The 20777-nt window shown below is 69.0% G+C and carries 17 protein-coding genes and 1 pseudogene; 2 read left to right on the top strand and 16 right to left on the bottom strand.

All coding sequences use genetic code 11. The annotated features are described in order from the left end of the window. Positions 1 to 258: 258 nt before the first annotated feature. Positions 259 to 1419, top strand: coding sequence for a helix-turn-helix transcriptional regulator (locus tag U4012_RS02195; protein ID WP_321795784.1), 1161 nt, complete (start codon positions 259 to 261; stop codon positions 1417 to 1419). Between the two features lie 69 nt (positions 1420 to 1488). Beyond that, a pseudogene (locus U4012_RS02200) lies at positions 1489 to 1671 on the top strand (MFS transporter); the annotation flags it as partial. Between the two features lie 148 nt (positions 1672 to 1819). Here the strand turns inward: U4012_RS02200 and U4012_RS02205 are convergent. From U4012_RS02205 to U4012_RS02280, 16 genes are all read right to left on the bottom strand, one after another. Further along, positions 1820 to 3892, bottom strand: coding sequence for a Na/Pi symporter (locus U4012_RS02205; protein WP_321795786.1), 2073 nt, complete (start codon positions 3890 to 3892; stop codon positions 1820 to 1822). 692 nt (positions 3893 to 4584) lie between these two features. Continuing rightward, entirely contained in the window at positions 4585 to 4848 is a 264-nt protein-coding gene (gene infA / locus U4012_RS02210; RefSeq protein WP_006483034.1) for a translation initiation factor IF-1, read from the bottom strand. Between the two features lie 461 nt (positions 4849 to 5309). Beyond that, positions 5310 to 5513 carry a cold-shock protein gene (locus U4012_RS02215; protein ID WP_006751843.1) on the bottom strand — a complete coding sequence of 68 codons (204 nt, stop codon included), beginning with the start codon at positions 5511 to 5513 and terminating at the stop codon, positions 5310 to 5312. A gap of 304 nt (positions 5514 to 5817) precedes the next feature. Continuing rightward, positions 5818 to 6897 carry a Rieske 2Fe-2S domain-containing protein gene (locus tag U4012_RS02220; protein ID WP_321795789.1) on the bottom strand — a complete coding sequence of 360 codons (1080 nt, stop codon included), beginning with the start codon at positions 6895 to 6897 and terminating at the stop codon, positions 5818 to 5820. A gap of 77 nt (positions 6898 to 6974) precedes the next feature. Beyond that, positions 6975 to 9452 (bottom strand): efflux RND transporter permease subunit, encoded by a 2478-nt coding sequence (locus U4012_RS02225; protein ID WP_321795791.1) that lies wholly within the window; start codon positions 9450 to 9452, stop codon positions 6975 to 6977. A 74-nt stretch (positions 9453 to 9526) separates the two neighbouring features. Then, a complete protein-coding gene (locus tag U4012_RS02230) occupies positions 9527 to 10486 on the bottom strand; it encodes a sialidase (RefSeq protein ID WP_321795793.1) in 960 nt (319 codons plus the stop codon). A 168-nt stretch (positions 10487 to 10654) separates the two neighbouring features. Next, the gene (locus tag U4012_RS02235; RefSeq protein WP_321795795.1) at positions 10655 to 11860 is read right to left on the bottom strand and encodes an acetyl-CoA C-acyltransferase; all 1206 of its coding nucleotides are present in this window, start codon (positions 11858 to 11860) and stop codon (positions 10655 to 10657) included. Positions 11861 to 11882: 22 nt separating this feature from the next. Next, entirely contained in the window at positions 11883 to 12368 is a 486-nt protein-coding gene (locus U4012_RS02240; protein ID WP_044845711.1) for a MaoC family dehydratase, read from the bottom strand. After that, a complete protein-coding gene (locus tag U4012_RS02245; protein ID WP_321795797.1) occupies positions 12368 to 13168 on the bottom strand; it encodes an SDR family oxidoreductase in 801 nt (266 codons plus the stop codon). Before U4012_RS02245 ends, U4012_RS02240 begins: the two co-directional genes overlap by 1 nt. Then, complete coding sequence (locus tag U4012_RS02250; RefSeq protein WP_321795800.1) at positions 13165 to 14364, bottom strand: acyl-CoA dehydrogenase family protein; 1200 nt, start codon at positions 14362 to 14364, stop codon at positions 13165 to 13167. Before U4012_RS02250 ends, U4012_RS02245 begins: the two co-directional genes overlap by 4 nt. Continuing rightward, on the bottom strand, positions 14361 to 15602 hold the full coding sequence (locus U4012_RS02255; RefSeq protein WP_321795802.1) for an acyl-CoA dehydrogenase family protein: 1242 nt from the start codon (positions 15600 to 15602) through the stop codon (positions 14361 to 14363). The genes U4012_RS02250 and U4012_RS02255 overlap by 4 nt, the downstream gene beginning before the upstream one ends. Before the next feature lie 2 nt (positions 15603 to 15604). Then, positions 15605 to 16483: an SDR family oxidoreductase gene (locus U4012_RS02260; protein ID WP_044845667.1), complete on the bottom strand. Its 879-nt coding sequence runs from the start codon at positions 16481 to 16483 to the stop codon at positions 15605 to 15607. A 41-nt stretch (positions 16484 to 16524) separates the two neighbouring features. Beyond that, positions 16525 to 17676: an acetyl-CoA C-acetyltransferase gene (locus tag U4012_RS02265; RefSeq protein WP_044845668.1), complete on the bottom strand. Its 1152-nt coding sequence runs from the start codon at positions 17674 to 17676 to the stop codon at positions 16525 to 16527. Further along, complete coding sequence (locus U4012_RS02270) at positions 17673 to 18743, bottom strand: acyl-CoA dehydrogenase family protein (protein ID WP_321795807.1); 1071 nt, start codon at positions 18741 to 18743, stop codon at positions 17673 to 17675. The genes U4012_RS02265 and U4012_RS02270 overlap by 4 nt, the downstream gene beginning before the upstream one ends. A gap of 35 nt (positions 18744 to 18778) precedes the next feature. Next, positions 18779 to 19948 carry an acyl-CoA dehydrogenase family protein gene (locus tag U4012_RS02275; protein ID WP_044845670.1) on the bottom strand — a complete coding sequence of 390 codons (1170 nt, stop codon included), beginning with the start codon at positions 19946 to 19948 and terminating at the stop codon, positions 18779 to 18781. Next, positions 19945 to 20754 (bottom strand): enoyl-CoA hydratase family protein, encoded by an 810-nt coding sequence (locus tag U4012_RS02280; RefSeq protein WP_044845671.1) that lies wholly within the window; start codon positions 20752 to 20754, stop codon positions 19945 to 19947. Before U4012_RS02280 ends, U4012_RS02275 begins: the two co-directional genes overlap by 4 nt. Between the last annotated feature and the right edge of the window lie 23 nt (positions 20755 to 20777).

Consider the following 20777-nt stretch of genomic DNA (forward strand, 5'->3'; position numbering starts at 1 on the left):
GGCGTAAACAACCCCGGTTTGGACTAGAAACGGCACGTCGCCACGCCGATCGCGCGACGATGGCCGGCGCCGACGCCACCGCCGCCGACGACGCCGGCGGCACGCGGGACCCGCCGGCTCCGGCGATCTTTGGCGATCGTTCGACGCAGCTAATGGCACGCCCGCATTCCCGTTCCCGCCCGCGTGCGGCAACCTCGCGATATCGCCCGTCGCCCTCGAACGCGGCGGCGACACCACGACAGGACAGGAGACACCGCAGTGCCCACGATCGCCCCACCGCCCGCGCACGCCGGCGCCGACCTCGCCGCCGCGACGCCCGACGAACTGAGCGACCTGATCGGCCTCGTCTACGAAGGCGTGACGTCCGCCGTCCCGTGGCGCGGGCTGCTCGACGCGCTCCGCATCCGGCTCGCGGCCAACTACGCGACGCTCGTGCTGCGCCCGCCCGCCGATGCGATGAAGGGGCTGATCGTCACGTCGAGCCTCGTCGATACGTCGGTTGGCACCGGCGCGTATCTGCAGCGCTTCTACACGCTCGACGCGTTCGTCGACCTGCCACGCGACACGGTCACGACCGTCCATGAAATGCTCGGCGAACGCTGCTGGCTCGACAGCGAGAAATACCGGAACTTTGATCGGATGTACGACGTGCTGCACGTGATGGGTGCCGACATCCACGTGGACGCCGACAATGAGTGCCGGCTGCGCATCTGCCGGCCGCACGGCGCGCCGGCGTTCGACGCGAACGACAAGCGGCTGTGCCGGTTCCTGCTGCCGCACCTGAAGCGCGCCGCGGCCCTGCGCGCGAGCCTCGAGGTGACGGCGCACGAGCGCCACCTGTATGCGGAGACGGTCAGCCAGTTGCGAATCGGCGCGATCCTGCTCGACGAGCAGGCGCGCGTGATGAAGACCAACGACGACGCGGCGCAGGTGCTGGCCGAACGCGACGGGCTGTTCATCGTCGACGGCAAGCTCGCCTGCGACGGCGCTGCGAACCAGCGCACGCTGCACGCGCTGATCCGCGACGCGCTGGCGCGCAAGGCCGGCGCCGCGCGCGGGATGACGCTGGCGCGCCGCGCCGGGCGCACACGGCTGGGCCTGCTCGTGCGGCCGCTGCCGATCGACGAGCAATCGGGCCGCAAGCGGCGCGCCGCGGCGGTCGTCCTGGTGCGCGATCCCGACTGCCGGCCGCAGATATCGGGCGAAACGCTGCAGGCGATGTTCAACCTGACCCGCAGCGAAGCGTCGCTGGTGCTACACCTGACGCAAGGGCTGTCGCTGCAGGACGCCGCCGAAACGATGGCGATCCGCCACAACACCGCGCGCTCGCATTTGCGCGCCGTCTTCTCGAAAATGGGCGTGACCCGGCAGACCGAACTGATCCAGGCGATCGAACATTGCGTGATCCCGCTCCAGTGATGTCGCGCTCGCGTCGATGCGGCCCTGCGTTCGATATCCCCCGCCGGCTACTGACGGCACGGTGTCGGCAGCATCGGCCGTCTCGACTCGACTGGTGCGGGCCTCGCGCTGCTGCCGACGGCGCTCGTGTTCGTCGCCGTGTCGCCATGCTCGGGGCCGTTGTCGGAACGCGTCGGCATGCGAGTGACTACGGCCCGCGGCGGCGCGGTGATCGCGAACGGCCTCGCGATGATCGGCGCGTCGGCCGCAGCACGCGCGGCAGTCGACATGATGCGAGCCGTTCGTCGAAGATTTCCTGCGAGACGCGGCCGCTCGAGCATTGCGCACGCTTGAGGCAGTGATTCGGAGCCGGTAGCCGAATCGGCCGCCACGCGATCGGCAGCCCCCGGCTTCCTTGTTGTCACCGCCCCTTGCTCAGAAGCACGACAACCAGGATCGCGACCAGCGCAGCGAGCCACTTCAAGCCGGTGGACACCTTGTCGAGCCTTTCCGTCAGCGCCACGACGGGATTCCCGTCGTCCGTGCGCAGCGGCATCCGCGCTGACCGGCCATCTCGCGGCAGACTGACCTTCGGGAGATCGATGGCGAGATACACGACGTATCCGCTGGCGATCGGCGCCGCCTTCAATGCGTTGCCATCCTCGCCGGGCCTCAGGAACACGCGCAATCCCCCCGTCAGCACGGCACCGGGCGGGATCGACGTGTAGACGTCCCGCAGGCACAGCCCGGCCTTGACGGCTGTGACCTGCCCCGCCTCGACGCCGTCGGCAAGCGCCTGCATGCTGCTCGCCGGCACGTCGCACCATGCCCACCACTGAGCCGGTTCCTGCATCTCGTCATCGGACTCGTTGTAGCCGAGCCGTGCCGTGCCAAGCGGTTCGTCCGAATGGGTGATGCCCAGTTCGTCCTGCAATTCGCGAAGGCCGTGCCGTTCAGGCTGGCCGATCTCGCGAGCCGCGAAGGTGATGTGTATCGTGCGCGTGCTGTTCTGCACGTCACCCATGATCGACAGACAGCAGTCGTCCAGACTCGCCGTCCCCTGGACATAGGTCGAAAGCGTCGAATGCGTTGTCCCGCCGGCCGGCTCCAGTCGCCTGACGACCTGGATGTCCTGCAGGGTGAGCCACAGCGACTTCGCCGGGTAGTACGTCTGCACGTTGCCGTCGGCGCCAAGGTGCTCGATCGTATGGCCGGCGCATTTACTGATTTCGATGCAATGCCGCGCGTCCTCCTGTAGCCGGTCGTCGCCTGCATGCCGGTGCCGTCCCTCGTAGCCGGCAAGTTGTCCGGCATCGGGGCGCGTCAGCGGTGTCCGGGGCGCAATCCTGACATTGTCGAGAACGTCGTCGTGGGTACGGACTTCCGTGACCGACGCTCCGGCACGGGCGATCGATGCGGCACGGGCTCGTGAACGTATCCCGTATCCCGCGTCGACGACGGGAAGCACATCACGGGCTTCCATGCCGAGCGTGATCCCGGGCGCCTGTTCCGCGAGCGGATCGGCGTACTGCGATCGGGACGCGGCCGAGACCTTCACGAGCGAAGGAAGCAGTCGGGTCAGCAGGTCGGCGTACGGGACCAGCAGCGGCAGGAACAGGCCGGCCAGCGACAGGTTGAACAGCGTATGGAAATCGGCCACCACCCGCCCGTTGTCCGGTTCGATCCTGACCATGACGCAACCGATCGGCGTCAGTGCGACAAGCGCAATCACCACGCCGGCCGACAGAATGAGCAGCATGCCGACCGGCACGCATCGGGAGGCAGGATCGTGTGTCGCGGTCTCCTCCAGCACCGGGCGGATGGCCACGCCCAGGTTGGCACCCAGCACCAGTGCGAAAGCCGTATCGGGGGGAATGACGTTTTGCGCGCACAGTGACATGATCAGGAGCACGATCGCGACGTTCGAATCGGCGGCCCAGGCCAGGCCGGCCGCCAGCAGGACGTCGATCAGCGGTATCGTGGATGCGTCGCTCAGCAACATCCGAAGATTCGGCGCATCCTCGTAGTCCGTCATCAACTCCTGCAGATGATGCAGTGCGAGCAGCAACAGACCCAGGCCGATGAGCGTGCGCCCCAGTTCATGAGCGCATGTATTCGATACCTTGCGGAACATCAGCACGCCAACGAGGATCAGGGCGGGCGACACGGCGCCGACTTCGAACGAAAGCACCTGCACGAGCAACGTCGTACCCACGTTCGCGCCGAGCACGACGGCCAGTGCCGGGACAAGGCCAACGCGCCCCTGCGCGGCGAGCTCGCTCGTCATGACCGCGGTCGTCGTACTGCTCTGCAGCACCGCTGTTACGCCCATGCCGCCGAAGAAGGCAGGGAGTCGCCCGAAAAGCGCCCGTTCCAGCAGCGACCGCAGGCCAGCGCCGAACGCGCGCTGCATGCCGGTCTGAAGCATCTGCGTCCCGAGCAGCACCAGCGCAATCGAGCCGGCGAGATCGACCAGCGTGAACGTGAATGTCATGACTCTGGGCCCCAGACGCCGACCGGTTGTTCTTGTAACGTTTCCCGTCGTGAAGTTCGATCACGCCCGTCGCCGGCCGGCGAGGAAAGGCGAACTCGAATACGTCTTGTCACGACGGAGAAACGCACGACCGAACCGTAGATCACGCGACGGGCCTTCCCCCGAAGACGCCGTGCGCCACGTTACGGTCACCCACGGCGGTTTCCATGAAATCATGCGCCGGCAGGCACATCCCCGCTGCAAGTGGCATGCCACCAATGCGGGTCGGGTGCGCAAGGCGCGTTGAAACCGAAAAATACGGAGATGGGCCCGCTGGGCGAATGAATGTGTTGCAGCGTTGATACAGGCCTGACTCTCTCCTGCATCGGCCCGCGTTGATTGCCGCCATCACGCGCGCCCGGCGACCACGTGGTGGCGTCACCGTCACGAGCGGGCCGAGCACGCCGCTGTGCCGGCGCATCGGCACGTTTCGAATTTGAAACGCGCAGTGCGGCACGTGGATGCGTACAACTGGATGGGAGCGGAGCGCGCGCTTTGGGCCGGCGCTCGTCGGAGATGGCTCGCCGATGCCGAATCCGCGAACCAGACCGGCGAACGGCGCGACCTGCGCCGTCCATCCGGTGTGCCCGGCTGCATGACCGGGCCGGACGGGTTTCGATCGGTACGGCGTTGCGCCGCCCGATCGCTACTGCTTAGCGACGCGGTTGCCCGCTGCGCGGCGGACGCGGCGAATTCGCGTCCTTGTGGCGGAAGTTGATGCGCCCCTTCGTCAGGTCGTACACCGACAGTTCCAGCGTCACACGGTCACCCGCGAGAATGCGGATGTGGTTCTTGCGCATGCGGCCCGACGCATACGCGCCGACCACGACGCCGTTTTCCAGCGTGACACGGTATTTGCTGTCCGGCAGCACTTCGTCGACGATTCCGTCCAGTTCCAGCAGTTCTTCTTTTGCCAAACCAATTCCTCCAGACAAGTGAGTGACCGCGGCCGCGGCGAGCCACCGGCGCCGTGTCCCGCAACGGGACGGCGGCCGGCAGGATGCCGGGTATCAATTCGTTCAGGCGGGCGACGGGCCCGCCTTGCAATCGGAGCCCGGCGCGTTGCGGCGGTCGGGCGGTCAGTGGCGGCGATGCAATCGGCACCGCGCAAAGTCGGGACCGCGCCGCGTGCGGCATGGCGACGGTCTACTCGGGTTGCAGCATGGGCCGCTGGCGACACGGCGAACGCGTCGCGAGGGCGTTGGATCGCACGTCGTACGGACGTGCGATGGATGAGGGAAGCACACGACCGATGCATCGTGAATGCCGCGATGCATCGGTCGTGTGCGTCGGAACGCGCTGGACGCCGGCTCGGGCCGGCCTCCGCGCGAGATCCGTCCGGCAGCGGCCGCCGCTTGGCGACCGGTGCCGATACGGCTTACTGCGGCGTGATGTTCGACGCTTGCAGACCCTTCGGGCCGCGCTTCACTTCGTAGCTGACCTTCTGGCCTTCGGCCAGGGTCTTGAAACCCGTGCCGCGGATTTCAGAGAAATGGGCGAACAGATCGTCGCCGCCGTTGTCCGGGGAGATGAAACCAAAGCCCTTGGTTTCGTTGAACCACTTGACGGTACCGGTATCCACAAATACTTCCTTAATACGAATGAAATGAACATGCGCCCGTGACGGGCACAGAAAGAATCAAAGAGGGAGAGACCAACGACTGCCGCACGCCGTGCGGCCAATGATGAGCAATCGAGCTTCTTGAAGACTTCGGTCTCGGACACTACGCGGTGCAAGCCGATCCGTCAAGTCCTTTCGATGCGACGCGTGCGCGCGGCAGCATGCGCCGCCTTGTCCGGCGGGCGTTTGCGGCAATCGGAGGCGTAGCGATACGCCCCCATTTTTCCCGCCACTCGCCACGCCGCGCCGTGACTGCGCTATTGCATTACTGCGGTTCGAACACGTGATGCAGCGCCGGCGGCGTCTCGCCGTCGCGGATCTTCATCTCGAACGACTTGCGCGCGACGCTCGACGGCCGCACGTCGGCCGCGTCCAGATAGAACTGCGAATACCAGTCGCGCATCTGGTACAGCGGCCCGTCGCCTTCGCACAGCAGCGGGTTGTCGATCCGCGTCTTGCTGTGCCAGATGTCGACGTCCTCGTAGAACGCGCGCTGCGCTTCCTTCACGTAAGCGTTCGCGATCTCCAGGTTCTGCGCGTCGCTCAGGCCGGCCACCTTCTTCACGATCACGCCGTAGCGCAGCTCGAAACTGTTCATGTCGATCGGCACGTGGCAGTTCAGCAGCACCGAATGGATCGGCTGCCCGCCGCTCTGCCCCGTCATCTGCGTGATGTGCACGGCCGGCCCGAAATACGTCGACAGCGCGGTCAGGCTGTCACCGCCGAGCCTCTCGCTGCGGCCGACCATCAGCTGCGTCGCCTTGTGATCCTCGAACAGGTTCGCGAAATAGTCGATCGGCGCGTGGTGCACGGTCGCGAAGTGCGCGACGTCCGAGATGTTGTCGACCAGCTCGCGGCAGTTCGCGTTGATCACCATCTTGTCGACGACCCAGTCCGACCATTCGTCGGAGAAGCACACGTCGAGCCGCGGAATCGCGACTTCCGGCGGCGGCGCATTGCCTTCCGGGTCGTTCCACACGAACAGCAGGTTGTTCTCCTCGCAGGTCGGCCACGCGCCGATGCGCGCCTTCGGCGGAATCCGCTTGCAGTACGGGATCGACGCGCACTGCCCTGCGCCGTTCCACGCCCAGCCGTGGAACGGGCAGACGAGGTTGTCACCTTCGACCGTGCCGAGGCTCAGGTCGGCGCCCATGTGCGGGCAGTATGCGTCGACGATGTTGATCCTGCCGGTCGAATCGGCGAACGCGGCGAGTTTGCGACCGAAGATGTTCAGCGTGTGCGGCTTGCCGTCCTTGTAGTCGCGGGCGAGGCCGAGGCAGTGCCAGCCGCGCGCATAGCGCTGCGCGAGCGGCTGGGCTTCGATCTTGTAAGGGCGTGCGGACATGTGGGTTGACTCCTCTTTGGGGGACGCGCGGCGGCCCGCCGCGCACCGGGGTAATGGGGGTTCGGGGGTTGCGTCGTTCAGCGCGCCGGATTGCCGGGTTCGAGCGCGCGCGTCGGTTCGCGCGCGGGTGCCGGCGCAGACGACGCAGACGACGCGGACGGCTGCGGCAGTTGCGCCACGCGGCGCTCGGCACGCTCGACGCCGAGCCACGCGGCCAGCGCGGGCAGCAGGAACACCGCGCCGAACAGGTTCACGAGGAACATGAACGCGAGCAGCACGCCCATGTCGACCTGGAACTTCAGCGCGGAGAACGCCCACGTGCCGACGCCGATGAACATCGTGACGGCCGTGAACAGCGCCGCGGTGCCGCGCTGGCGCATCGCGTCGGCGAATGCGTCGGGCAGCGTCGCGCCGTGGCGCAGGTCGTGCTGCAGGCGTTCGTACAGGTAGATCCCGTAGTCGACGCCTACGCCGACACCGAGCGTGATCACCGGCAACGTCGCGACCTTCAGCCCGATGCCTAGTCGCGCCATCACCGCGTTGCACAGGATCGACACCAGCGTGAGCGGCACGATGATGCACAGCACCGCGCGCCACGAGCGGAACGTGACCGCGCACAGCAGCGCGATCGCGCCGAAGATCGACAGCAGCATCGCGACCTCCGCGTCGCCGACCGCCTCGTTGGTCGCGGCCATCACGCCGACGTTGCCGCCCGCGAGCCGGAACGCGACGTTCGGCGTCGGGTTCTCGGCCGCGTAGCGCTTGATCTCGTCGACGATGTGCGCGATGGTCGTGCCTTCGTGGTTCTTCGTGTAGATCAGCACCTGGATCGCCTTGCAGTTCGCGGTGTTCATCCCGTTGTCGGGGTCGAACGCGTTGGAACCCTGCGTGAGCCCGTCGCTGGAGCGCGGCAGCGCGGCCCAGCGCGGATTGCCTTCGTTGAACGCGGCGATGAACACCTTGCCCTGCGACGCGACGCTCGTCACCGACTGCACGCCCGCCACGCCGCGCATGTTCATCTCGAACTTCTCGATCGCGCTCATCACCGGGTAATGCAGGCACGCGTCGTCGAAGCCGGTCGTCTCGACGATCACCGACAGCACGTCGACGCCGATGTTGTACTGGTGCGTGATCGCCGCGTTGTCGACGTTGTAGCGCGAGTTCGCGCGCAGCTCCGGCGCGCCGGTGCCGATGTCGCCGATCTCGAGCCTGCGCGACTCGAGCGTGCCGTACGCGAGCAGCGCGAGCGCGACGGCGAACACGCCGAGCGCGGGCGCCGGGCGCGCGAACAGCGCGAAGCGCGACCACATCGGGCTTCCGCCGGCCGCCGCGGTGCGCTGCGCCCGCGCGAGCGTGCCGCGTTCGAGGCGCGTGTACGACAGCAGGATCGGCAGGAACACCTTGTTGGTGACGATCATCAGCAGCACGCCGAGGCACGCGGTGATGCCGAGCTCGCGCACGATGTCGATCTTGATCCGCATGATCACCATGAAGCCGAGCGCGTTGGTCAGCAGCGCGACCGTGCCCGGCACGAACAGCTTGCGGAACGCGTCGCGCGCGGCCTCCGCCGACGATGCGCCGTGCACCAGCGCCTGCTTCCACGCATTGGTCATCTGCACCGCGTGCGACACGCCGATCGAGAAGATCAGGAACGGCACGAGGATCGACATCGGATCGATGCCGAGCCCGAGCAGCGGCAGCGCGCCGAGCAGCCAGACGACCGGCAGCAGCGCGACGACGAGCGCGAGCACGGTCGTCTTCAGCGAGCGCGTATAGGCGAACAGCAGCGCAGCCGTCACGAGGAACGCGAGCGCGAAGAACGCCATCACGCCGGCGATCCCGGCCTCGACGTCGCCGACCAGCTTCGCGAAGCCGATGATGTTCACGTCGATGCCCTGCTTCGCGTAGCGCGCGCGGATTTCCTCGAGCTGGCGCGCCACCGCGCTGTAGTCGAGCCGCTTGCCGGTGGCCGGATCGGTCTCGCGCAGCTCCGCGCGGATCAGCGCCGACTTCAGGTCGTTGCCGACCAGCCGGCCGATCTGCCCGGAGCGCGCGACGTTGCGGCGCACCTTCGCGAGGTCGTCCGGGTTCGCGCTCGAGAACTGGCCGGGCACGACCACGTCGCCGCGAAAACCGGCTTCCGTCACCTCGGTGTAGTGGACGTTCGGCGTGAACAACGAGAACACGCGCGAGCGGTTCACGCCGGGGATGAAGAACACGTCGTCGGTCGCGTGGCGCAGCGCGTCCATGAACGTCTGGTTGTAGATGTCGCTGTCGCCCTTCCAGCGCAGGCTCACGAGGATCGTGTTCGCGCCGGGGAACGCGCCCGCATAGCGCTCGAACACCTGCATGTACGGGTGCTGCATCGGGATCATCTTGTTGAAGCCCGGATCGAGCTTCAGGCGCGTCGCGGACAGGCCGAGCGCGAGCGTCACCGCGACGCACAGCAGCATCAGCAGCCGGCGCTGCCGGATGATGGTATCGGCGCAGCGCTCGACGAACGCGGCGAGGCGCGACGCGGGAACGGCTTCGGTGGAGCGTGACAGGTCGTTCATGGATTTCTCGTGTCGGAACGGACGGAACAGGCGATGCGGACGATGCGGGCGGCGGCAGGCAGCGCCGCCGCGCATCAGGACGGCGACGCAGCGAGCGGCGCGACGCCGGCCTCGCCGCCGAGCAGCAGCGCGCCGCGGCCCATGTCGAGCACGGCCGCGAGGCTCTGCACGCCGCCGAGCTTGCGCACGTCGAAGGTCAGGCCGCCGTCGCGCGACCCGACGATCGCGCCGCCCTGCCCGACCAGCACGAGTTCGCCATCGGCAAGCTGGGTCGCGCCGAAATACGACACCGGCACGTGGCTGTCGACGTGCGTCCAGGTCGCGCCGCGATCGGTGCTGCGCAACACGTTGCCGCGCATGCCGTATGCGACCCAGTCGCCGTTCGCGAGCATCAGCGCGCCGAACAGCGAGCCTTGGTACGGCGACGGCACCTTGTCCCAGCTCTCGCCGTTGTCGGTCGAACGCAGCAGCGTGCCGCTCTCGCCGGCGATCAGCAGGTCGCCGTGGCCGTCGCCGACGATCGCGTTCAGGTGGCGGTCGCCCGCCGGCGTCTTGAGCGGCTGCCACGTGAGCCCGGCATCGTCCGAGCGCAGCAGCTGGCCGAAACTGCCGGCCGCGAACAGCGGGCCGTTCGCGGTTCCCCACACGGACAGCAGCGGATCGGAATGCGCGTTGTCGCCATGAACTTCGCGCCAGTGCACGCCCGCGTCGTCGCTGCGCAGGATCCGGCCGTCGTGACCGACGGCGATGCCGAGCGTCGGCGTGACGAAGCTCACCTGCGTGAGCGTCGATCCCTGGTCCGGCGTGACCGACGCCGGCCGCCAGCGGCCGCCCGCATCGTCGCTCAACAGGATCACGCCGCGCTCGCCGACCGCGACGATGCGCGTGCCGGCGCGGGCGAGCCCGTTGATCTGCAGGCGGTCCGCATGGATCGCGGTGACCGGGAACGCCGGCAGCGGGCGCGGCGAGAACGCGAACAGCGCGGCGCCGAGCACGAGCGCCGACATCGCGAGTCCTGGCAAAGTACGTTTCATCGGTTTGTCTCCTTCTCTGCGAGCGGCCCGGGCCCGCGCCGACGCGCTCGCCCTGCCGCTGCAAGTCTCCGGGCCGTCGGTCGTTGCCGCGGCCTCGAATGGTCCCGAATGGATGGCAGCCGAACCGGGCTGCCGGCTCGGCTGCCGGTGAGCCTTGCTCGAGCGTCGTTACGCGCCGACCTCGAACAGCGCGGCGGCACCCATCCCGCCGCCGATGCACATCGTCACGACCGCATGCCGCACGCCGCGGCGCGCGCCTTCGAGCAGCGCGTGCATCGTCATCCGCGTGCCCGACATCCCGAACGGGTGGCCGAGCGCGATCGCGCCGCCGTCGACGTTCAGCCGCTCGTCGGGGATGCCGAGCGTGTCGCGGCAATACAGCGCCTGGCACGCGAACGCCTCGTTCAGCTCCCACAGCCCGACGTCGCGCACGGTCATCCCGAAACGTTCCAGCAGCTTCGGAATCGCGAACACCGGGCCGATGCCCATCTCGTCCGGCTCGCAGCCGGCCACGGCCAGCCCGCGGAACGTGCCGAGCGGCGTCAGTCCGCGACGCTCCGCCTCGGCCCGCGACATCACGACGACCGCCGCCGCGCCGTCCGACAGCTGCGACGCGTTGCCGGCCGTCACAAACTCGCCCTGCTCGACGACCTTGCCGCCGCTCCACGACGGCTTGAGCCCCGCGAGCCGTTCGGCCGTCGTGTCGGCGCGCACGCCCTCGTCGCGCGCCGCGCGGACGGCTTCGTGGCCGGTCGGATTGCCTTCCTTGTCGAACAGCGCGCGCCGCACGTCGAGCGGCGCGATTTCCGCGTCGAAGCGGCCGGCCGCCTGCGCGTCGGCCGTGCGCTGGTGGCTCTGCAGCGCGAATTCGTCCTGCGCGGCACGCGAGATGCCGTAACGGCGCGACACGATCTCGGCCGTTTCCATCATCGCGATGTACGCGGCAGGCTGATGGTCGAGCACGGCCTGCGAACGCGCGCGGTAGCCGTTCTTGTGCTTGTTCTGCGTGAGCGAGATCGATTCGACGCCGCCCGCGACGACGATCCGCGCATCGCCCGCGCCGATGCTGCGCGCGGCGCTCGCGATCGACATCAGGCCCGACGAGCACATGCGGTCGATCGACATCCCGGGCACCGACGCCGGCAAGCCGGCCGCCGCGGCCGACAGGCGGCCGATGTTGTAACCCTGCGTGCCCTGCTGCGCGGCGCAGCCGATCAGCACGTCGTCGACGTCGGCCGGCGCGACGCCCGCGCGTTCGAGCGCCGCGCGCACGACGTGGCCGCCCAGCGCGGGCGCCTCGGTGTCGTTGAACATGCCGCGAAACGCCTTGCCGATCGGCGTGCGTGCGACGGAAACGATGACTGCGTCTTCCATGAGCTGGCTCTCTGAATCGAAACTAGAAGTAGTAGCGGCTGATCGTGTCGGCGACGCAGCCGGGCTTGGCCTCGCCTTCGATCTCGACGGTCACGCGGACCCACGCCTGCACGCCGCCGTCGAGCGGCTCGACGCGCAGCAACTCGCCGACGCCGCGCACGCGCGCGCCGACCTTCACCGGCGCCGGGAAGCGGATCTTGTCGCAGCCGTAGTTGACGCCGAGCCGCGCGCCGTCGATGCGCACGATCTGCGGCAGGAAATAATTGACGAGCGACAGCGTCAGGTAGCCGTGCGCGATGCACGCGCCGAACGGGCCGTCCTTCGCGCGCACCGGGTCGACGTGTACCCACTGGTGATCGCCCGTCGCGTCGGCGAAGCCGTCGATGCGGATCTGGTCGATCGCGAGCCAGGCGCTCGCGCCGAGCGTGTCGCCGACGGCGGCCGCGAGTTCGCCGGGATGCGCGAACACGCGGGGCGTCGCGCGCACGGGGTCGAGGGTCGCGCTCATCATGCGTGCTGGCTGCTGACCGACAGCACTTCGCCCGTCATGTACGACGCGTAATCGCTTGCAAGGAACACCATCACGTTCGCGACCTCCCAGACTTCGGCGGCGCGCCCGAAGGCTTCGCGCGACGCCAGTTGATTCAGCAGGTCGGCCGGGGCCGACTTCTTCAGAAAATCGTGCATCGCGATGCTCGGCGCGACCGCGTTGATGCGCACCCCGTAAGGCGACGCCTCAAGCGCCGCGCAGCGCGTGAGCGCCATCACGCCCGCCTTCGCCGCCGCGTAGTGCGCCTGTTCCGCCTGCGCACGCCAGCCGAGCACCGATGCGTTGTTGACGATCGCGCCGCGGCCGCGGGCCTGCATGTGCGGCAGCATCGCGCGCGTCATCCGGAACGTCCCGGTCAGGCTAATGTCGATCACCCGCGACCATTCGGCATCGTCCATTTCGATGATGCGTTTCGCGCCGCCGAGCCCGGCGTTGTTGATCAGTACGTCGACGCCGTCGAGCTTGTCCTGGGCTTCCGCGACGAGCGCCTGCACGTCGTCCTCGACCGCGACGTTGCACAGGCGGCCGTAGATCTGCTGCAGCCCCGTTTCGGCGCGCAGCGTCTCCACGGCCTGTTCGAGGCGTTTCTCGTGGATGTCGGAGATGAACAGCGCGCGGCAGCCTTCCTCCGCGCAGCGGCGCGCGGCCGCGAAGCCGATGCCGGCGCCGGCGGCGGCCGTGATCAGCACCGATTTGCCGGCGAGCAGCTGGTGGCCCGGCACGTACGCCGGCGCTTTCTGGATCTGGAGTTCGGTCATGCGTTTCCTCGCGGTTCCCTGGGCATGCCGAGCCCGCGCTCGGCCATGATGTTCAGCTGGATTTCGTTGGTGCCGGCGTAGATCGTGTCCGCACGGGAGAACAGGAACACGCGCTGCAGATGGGTGAGCTTCTCGTCGGCCGGATCGATCACGTTCGCGCGGGACCCAAGCGCATCCATCGCGAGCTGGCCGAGGTCGCGGTGCCAGTTCGACCAGAAATACTTGTAGATCAGCGCCTCGCGGCGCAGCGGCGCGGTGGCGCCGTTCGCGTCGTCCGCGCCCGACAGCATCCGCAGCGCGTTGTAGCGCATCACGCGCAGCCCGGCCCACGCGCGGCCGATCCGCTGGCGCAGCACCGGGTCGCGATCCGCGCCCGATTCGCGCGCGGCGTCGATCACCCAGTCGAGTTCGCGGACGAACTGCATCTGCTGGCCGAGCGTCGACATGCCGCGCTCGAAGCCGAGCAGCGTCATCGCGATCCGCCAGCCGTCGCCCGGCGCGCCGACGAGATCGCATGCTTGCGCGCGCGCACCGTCGAAGAACACTTCGTTGAATTCGGCGCCGCCGTTGAGCTGTTTGATCGGGCGAATCTCGATGCCCGGCTGGTCGAGCGGCATCAGCAGGAACGACAGCCCCTTGTTGCCCTTCGACGCCGGATCGGTGCGCGCGAGCACGAAGATCCAGTCGGAGTCGTGCGCGAGCGACGTCCACACCTTCTGGCCGTGCACGCGCCAGGTACCGTCGGCGTCCTGCTCGGCGCGCGTGCGCACGTTCGCGAGGTCCGAACCCGCGCCCGGCTCCGAGTAACCCTGGCACCAGAACTGCGTGCCGGCGAGAATTCCGGGCAGGAAGCGCGCGCGCTGGTCGTCGGTGCCGCACGCGACGAGCGTCGGGCCGAGCAGCCCTTCGCCGATGTGCCCCATCCGCCCGGGGCCGCCGGCGCGCGCGTATTCCTCGTGGAAGATCACCTGCTCGGCGACCGAAAAGCCGCGGCCGCCCGCGTCGGTCGGCCAGCCGAGGCCGGTCCAGCCGCCCTGCGCGAGTTCCCGTTCCCACGCCTTGCGCAGTTCGGGAAACGCTTCCTCGTCGCCGGGGCCGCCGCGGTATTTCAGGCACGCGAATTCGCCGGTCAGGTGCGACTGCACCCAGTCGGCGACTTCGTGCCGCAATTGCTGTTCGCGCGATTCGCTGTTCATTGGAGGGCTCCGGTGCGCGCGGCGGACGAACGCGTGGCGATCGAAGCCGACGGCGACGACGCGAGCACCGCGTCGTGCCGCGACGCGCCGCCGTCGATCGCCTGGCTGGCGATCCATTCGAGCAGTTGCGGCGTGCTGCCGAACTGCGCGCCCGACGCCTGCGCGCGCTTGAAATAGAGATGCGGGTCGTATTCCCACGTGAAGCCGACGCCGCCGTGCAGCTGGATCGCCTCCTGTGCGCAGAACGCATACGCATCGTTGGCGGCGGCTTTTGCGGCCGCGACGTCGGCGCGCAGCGCAGCGCCGGGCGTGCCGCTGCCGGCTTCCGCGTCCCACGTGTGGGCGGCGCCGAGCACGGCCGAGCGCGCGGATTCGATCAGCACCATCATCTGCGCGCAGCGGTGCTTGACGGCCTGGAACGATGCGATCGCGCGGCCGAACTGCACGCGCTGGCCGGTGTAGTCGAGCGTGAGATCGAGGCATTGCTGTGCGCCACCGAGTTGTTCGGCGGCCAGCGCGAGCGCTGCGAACCATGCGGTGCGTTCGAGCAACTTCGCGGCAGCGCCGCCGCTCGCGAACAACACATCGCGGCTCACGCGGGCCTCGTCGAGCACGACACGCGCGATCGGCCGCGTCGCGTCGAGCGTGTCGAGCGGCGTGACGCACAGGCCCGACACCGTCGCGACGTCGATCGCGAACACCCCGATCGCCTGCCCTTCGTTCGCGATCCGTGCCGGGATCATCAGCAGGTCGGCGCGCGCACCGTCGATCACCTGCTCGATCGTTCCGGACAGCGCGTAACCCCCCGCCGCTTCTTCCGCGACGACCGGCAGTTGACCCGCGCCGGCCGGAAGCGCGAGCGGCAATGCCAGCGTCGCGCTGCACGCGCCTTCGGCCAGCTTCGCGAGCCAGCCGGTCGCGCCCGGCGTATCGCAGCCGGCCAGCGCGGTGCCCGCCAGGCACGCGGTCGAAAAATACGGCACGCACGCGACGCGCCGCCCAAGCTGCTCCATCAACAGCGTCTGTTCGACCGCGCCGAGCCCCATCCCGCCCGCCGCCTCCGGCAGCGCCAGCGCGTTCCAGCCCAGCTCGCCCGCGAGCGCGGCCCACAGCGCGTCGTCGCGGCCGGCCGCCTGTTCGATCGCGCGACGCACGTCGGCCGACGCGCTGCGCTCGGCGAGCACGTCGGCTGCCGCGTCGCGGATCATCGCCTGTTCGTCGGTGAGCGCCAGATCCATCGTCAGCTCCCGTACACGCGCTGCGCGGGCCGCGCATCGGCGAGCAGCCGCGCGACCGCCGGGCCGACCTCGGCCGGCGCCCAGCGCGCGCCGCGATCGACGCTCGGGCCGGTGCGCCAGCCCTCGGCCACCGCGATCATCCCGCCCGCGACCTCGAACACCTGGCCCGTCACGTCGGCCGACAGCGCGCTGCCGAGCCACACGACGAGCGGCGCGACGTTGGCCGGATCGAAATAGTCGAAGCCGCCGTCCTCGGGCTTCTTCATCATGTCGGCGAACACGCCTTCGGTCATCGACGTGCGCGCGGCCGGCGCGAGCGCGTTCACGCGCACGCCGTAGCGCTGCAGTTCGACCGCCTGCATCAGCGTGAGCGCCGCGATGCCGGCCTTCGCCGCGCCGTAGTTCGACTGGCCGATCGAGCCTTGCAGCCCGGCGCCGGAGCTCGTGTTGACGATGCGCGCGTCGACCGGATGGCCGGCCTTCGCGGCGTCGCGCCATACACGTGCCAGCACGCTCGACAGGCAGAAGTGGCCGCGCAGGTGTACGCGCATCACGTCGTCCCAGTCGGTTTCGGTCATGCTGGTGAACATCTTGTCGCGGCAGATGCCTGCGTTGTTGACCAGCACGTGCACGTCGCCGAATGCTTCACGTGCGGCGTCGACGATCCGCTGCGCGGTGTCGATCCTGGTGATGTCGTCCGAATTCGCGAGCGCGCGGCCGCCGCGTCGTGCGATCTCGTCGCACACGGCCTGCGCTGCCTCGTGCCGGATGTCGTTGACGACGACCGCCGCGCCCTCGGCCGCGAACGCGAGCGCGTATTCGCGCCCGAGCCCGCCGCCGGCGCCGGTGATGATGACGGTGCGTCCGTTACAGATTCCCATGCTGGTGCCTCCTGGATCGAGAGATCGTGAAAGTGACGCGCTCACAGGCGCTCGATGATCGTGACGTTCGCGAGACCACCGCCTTCACACATCGTCTGCATTCCGTAACGTCCGCCAGTGCGTTCCAGTTCGTGCAGCAGCGTCGTCATCAGTCGCGCGCCGGTCGCGCCGAGCGGATGGCCGAGCGCGATGCCGCCGCCGTTCGGGTTGGTCTTCTCGTGCGGGAAGCGCGTGTCGGCAAGCCAGGCCTGCGCGACCGACGCGAACGCCTCGTTCATCTCGACGACGTCGATCTGCGCCCAGTCGAGCCCGCTCTTCTTCAGCGCGGCCTTGGTCGCCGGGATCGGCGCGGTGAGCATCCACAGCGGATCGTCGCCGAGCACGCTCAGGTGATGAATGCGCGCGCGCGGTGTGAGCCCGTAGCGCTTCAGCGCATCTTCCGACACGATCAAGAGCGCCGCGGCCGCATCGCAGGTCTGGCTCGCGACGGCGGCCGTCAGCGAGCCGCCCGGCATCAGCGGTTCGAGCGTCGCCATCTTGTCGAGCGACGTGTCGGGGCGCGGCGTTTCATCGTGCTGCACGCCTTCGAGCGGCACGATTTCCCGCTTGAAATGGCCGGCCTCGATCGCCGCCACCGCGCGGCGATGGCTTTCCAGCGCATAGCGTTCCATCGCGTCGCGCGACAGGTTCCAGTGATCGGCGATCCGCTGCGCGGCGACGAACTGCGACACCGGCGCATCGCCGAAGCGCGCGCGCCAGCCGGTGCTGCCCGAGAACGGGTCGTTGAAGCCCAGCGACACCGCGCTCGTCATCGCGGACGAGATCGGGATCTGCGTCATCGTCTGCACGCCGCCCGCAACCACCACGTCCTGCACACCGCTCATCACGGCCTGCGCGGCGAAGTGCACGGCCTGCTGCGACGAGCCGCACTGGCGATCGACCGTCACGCCCGGCACCTGCAGCGGCAACCCGGCCGCGAGCCAGCAGGTGCGCGCGATGTTGCCCGCGAGCGGGCCGATCGTGTCGACGCAGCCGAACACCACGTCGTCGTATTCGTCGGCCGGAATCGCGTTGCGTTCGACGAGCGTCTTCAGCACGAAGCCGCCGAGGTCTGCCGCGTGCACGTGTGCGAGCCCGCCCTTGCGGCGGCCGGTCGGCGTGCGCAGCGCGTCGACGATATAGGCTTGTTTCATTGATTGGTCTCCTCGAAGTCGAAGGTCTGCGCGGGGCCGATCGGCAATGCGTCGCCGAGGATCGCGTCGGCCACGCGGGCCTTGTGGAACGCGGTGTCGCCCCAGCTGCCGGAGAGCGCCCAGATCCGCTTCATGAAGATCTGCAGGTCGAGCTCCCACGTGTAGCCGATCGCGCCGTGAACCTGCATCGTGTGGCGCGCGGCCAGCTGCGCGGCGGCGCTCGCCGCGAGCTTCGCGTGCGACACCAGCACCGCGCGCTGCGGGTGATCGTCGGCGATCGCTTGAGCCGCGCGCGCAACCACCGGCCGCGCGAACTCGTAGCGGATCGCGACGTCGGCGAGCAGGTGCTTGAGCGCCTGGTACGAACCGATCGCCTTGCCGAACTGCTTGCGCTGCGCGCTGTAGTCGATCGCGACGTCGAGCACGCGTTGCGTGAGGCCGAGCAATTGCGCGGCCACCGCGAACGCGCCGTGGTCGAGCGCGCGGTCGAGCAGCGGCGCGGCTTCGTCGGCGCCCGCGATGCGCGTGGCCGCCGACGGTTCCCAGTCGAGCGTGAACAGGCGCCGCGACGGGTCGACGCTGTCGACCGCGCGCCACGCGCACTGCGCGGGATCGACGCGGTGCAGCTCGCCGCGGTGCTCGCAGAGCAGCGCCTGCGCGACGTGCACGTCGGCCGCATACGGGTTCACCGGATGCACGAACGCGACACGCGCGCGCCCTTCGGCGATGTCGCGCAGCAGCGCGTCGCGCCAGCCGCTGGCGGGCAGCCGCGCGAGCACGCCGGCCGATACCAGCGCCGTGTCGAGCAGCGGCTCCGGGCTGCCGAAATAGCCGTAGGTCTGCGCGAGCAGCGCCCATTCCGCTTCGGTCAGGCCGAGGCCGCCGTGCGCTTCGGGCACCGACACGGCGGTCAGCCCCTGCGACGCGAACAGCGACCACAGCGCGTCGGAGCGGCCGCTCGGCGTGGCCCACAGCTCGCGGATCAGCTCCGGGGTCATCTCGGTCATCAGCAGGCGCTTCACGCTGTCCGCGAGCGCTTCCTGGTCTTCATCGAATACGAAATCCATACGATGTCCGTTCAGTGAGGGAATCGCCGGCGCGCTTACGCGCGCGGCATGCCGAGCATCCGTTCGGCGACGATGTTGCGCTGGATCTCGTTGGTGCCCGCGTAGATCGGGCCGGCCTGCGCGAACAGGAAGCCGTCGAGCCAGTGGCCGAGCGTCGCGTGCTGCGCGGCCGTCTGCGGGACGACCTCGCCGTGCGCGCCGAGAATGTCGAGTGCGGTCTGGTGCATCCGCAGGTCGAGCTCCGACCAGAACACCTTATTGGTGCTCGACTCCGCGCCGATGTGGCCGCCCTTCAGCAGCCGGCTTGCGGTCGCATAGGTCGACAGCGCGTACGCCTGCGCGTCCATCCACGCGGCGACCACGCGTTCACGCAGCGTCGGGTCGCGATCCGCGCTGTCGCGGTGCGCGAGATACAGGTCGCGCAACGCTTGCGCGGTGCGCTGGAACCGCGCGGGCGAACGCAGCATCAGCCCGCGCTCGAAGCCGGCCGTCGCCATCGCGACCTGCCAGCCCGCGCCTTCGGCCGCGAGGCGGTTCTCGACCGGCACGCGCACGTCGTCGAAGAAAATCTCCGCGAAGCCCGTCTGCCCGTTGAGCTGGCGGATCGGACGCACCGTGATGCCCGGCGCGGACAGCGGCACCATCAGGAACGTGAGCCCGTGGTGACGCGACGATTCGGGATCGCTGCGGAACAGCCCGAACAGCCAGTCGGCCCACACCGCGCGGGTCGACCAGATCTTCTGGCCGTTGAGCACGTATTCGTCGCCGATGCGGATCGCCGTCGTGCGGATCGCTGCCATGTCCGAACCCGCGTTCGGCTCCGACCAGCCCTGCGCCCACACGTGCTCGCCGGCCGCCATCGCGGGCAGGAAGCGCGCCTTCTGCGCGTCGGTGCCGAAGTCCATCAGCGTCGGGCCGAGCAGGAAGATGCCGTTCTGGTTCACGCGCATCGGTGCGTCGGCGCGCCAGTACTCTTCTTCGAAAATCAGCCACTCGATCAGGTCGCAGCCGCGCCCGCCGAGTTCGCGCGGCCACGTGACCATGCTCCAGCGGCCCGAGTGCAGCGTGCGCTCCCATTCGCGGTGCGCGGCGAAACCTTCCTCGGTATCGAAGCTCGGCAGCCGCTCGCGCGGCACGTGCGCGGCGAGCCATGCGCGGATTTCCGCGCGGAACGCCTGCTGTTGCGGCGTATAGGTCAGGTTCATGCGCGTGCCTCCTCGACGCCTGCCTGCGCGTCGAACCGTGCGTCGCGCTTCTCGACGAATGCGGCGCGCGCTTCTGTCGAGTCGTTCGTCATGTAGGCCTGCAGCGTGAAGCCCTGCTCCCAGCGGTATTTGTCTTCGAGATCGCCGTCCTCGACGCCGTTCAGCGCCTCCTTCGCGAGCCGCACCATCGCCGGGCTTTTCTCCGCGATCTTGCGCGCTATCGCGAGCGCCGCGTCGCGCAACGCGTCGCGCGTCACGACCTGCTCGACCGCGCCGAGCCGGTACGCTTCGGCTGCGTCGATCATGTCGCCGGTGAAGTACATCGCGCGCACCTTCTGCACACCGAACAGTCGTTGCAGATGCGCGCCGCCGCCCATCGCGCCACGGTCGATCTCCGGCACGCCGAAGCGCGCGCAGTCGGCCGCGACGACGATGTCCGCCGCGCCGCAGATGCCGATCCCGCCGCCGAGCACGAAACCGTGCACGGCCGCGATCACCGGCTTCGGGTTGCGGTGCACCGCGCGGAACGTCTCGTAGTTGCCGGCGTTGACCGACACGATCCGCTCCGGATGCGCGGCGAGTTCCTTGATGTCGACGCCAGCGCAGAAGCCGCGGCCTTCGCCGCGCACGACGATCACGCGCACGTCGTCGTCCTCGCCGAGCGCGTCGAGCGCGCGCGCGAGTGCATGCCAGCCCTGCGCATCAAGCGCGTTCACGGGCGGATGAGCGATCACCAGTTCGGCGATGCCGTCGGCGCGCTCGATCCGGAACGGCGTCGCGCCGCCCGGTTGATTGGATGCAGTCATCTCCAAAGCCTCCCTGTGATGTT

It is taken from the genome of Burkholderia sp. BCC1988 (assembly GCF_905339895.1).
Lineage (GTDB): Bacteria > Pseudomonadota > Gammaproteobacteria > Burkholderiales > Burkholderiaceae > Burkholderia.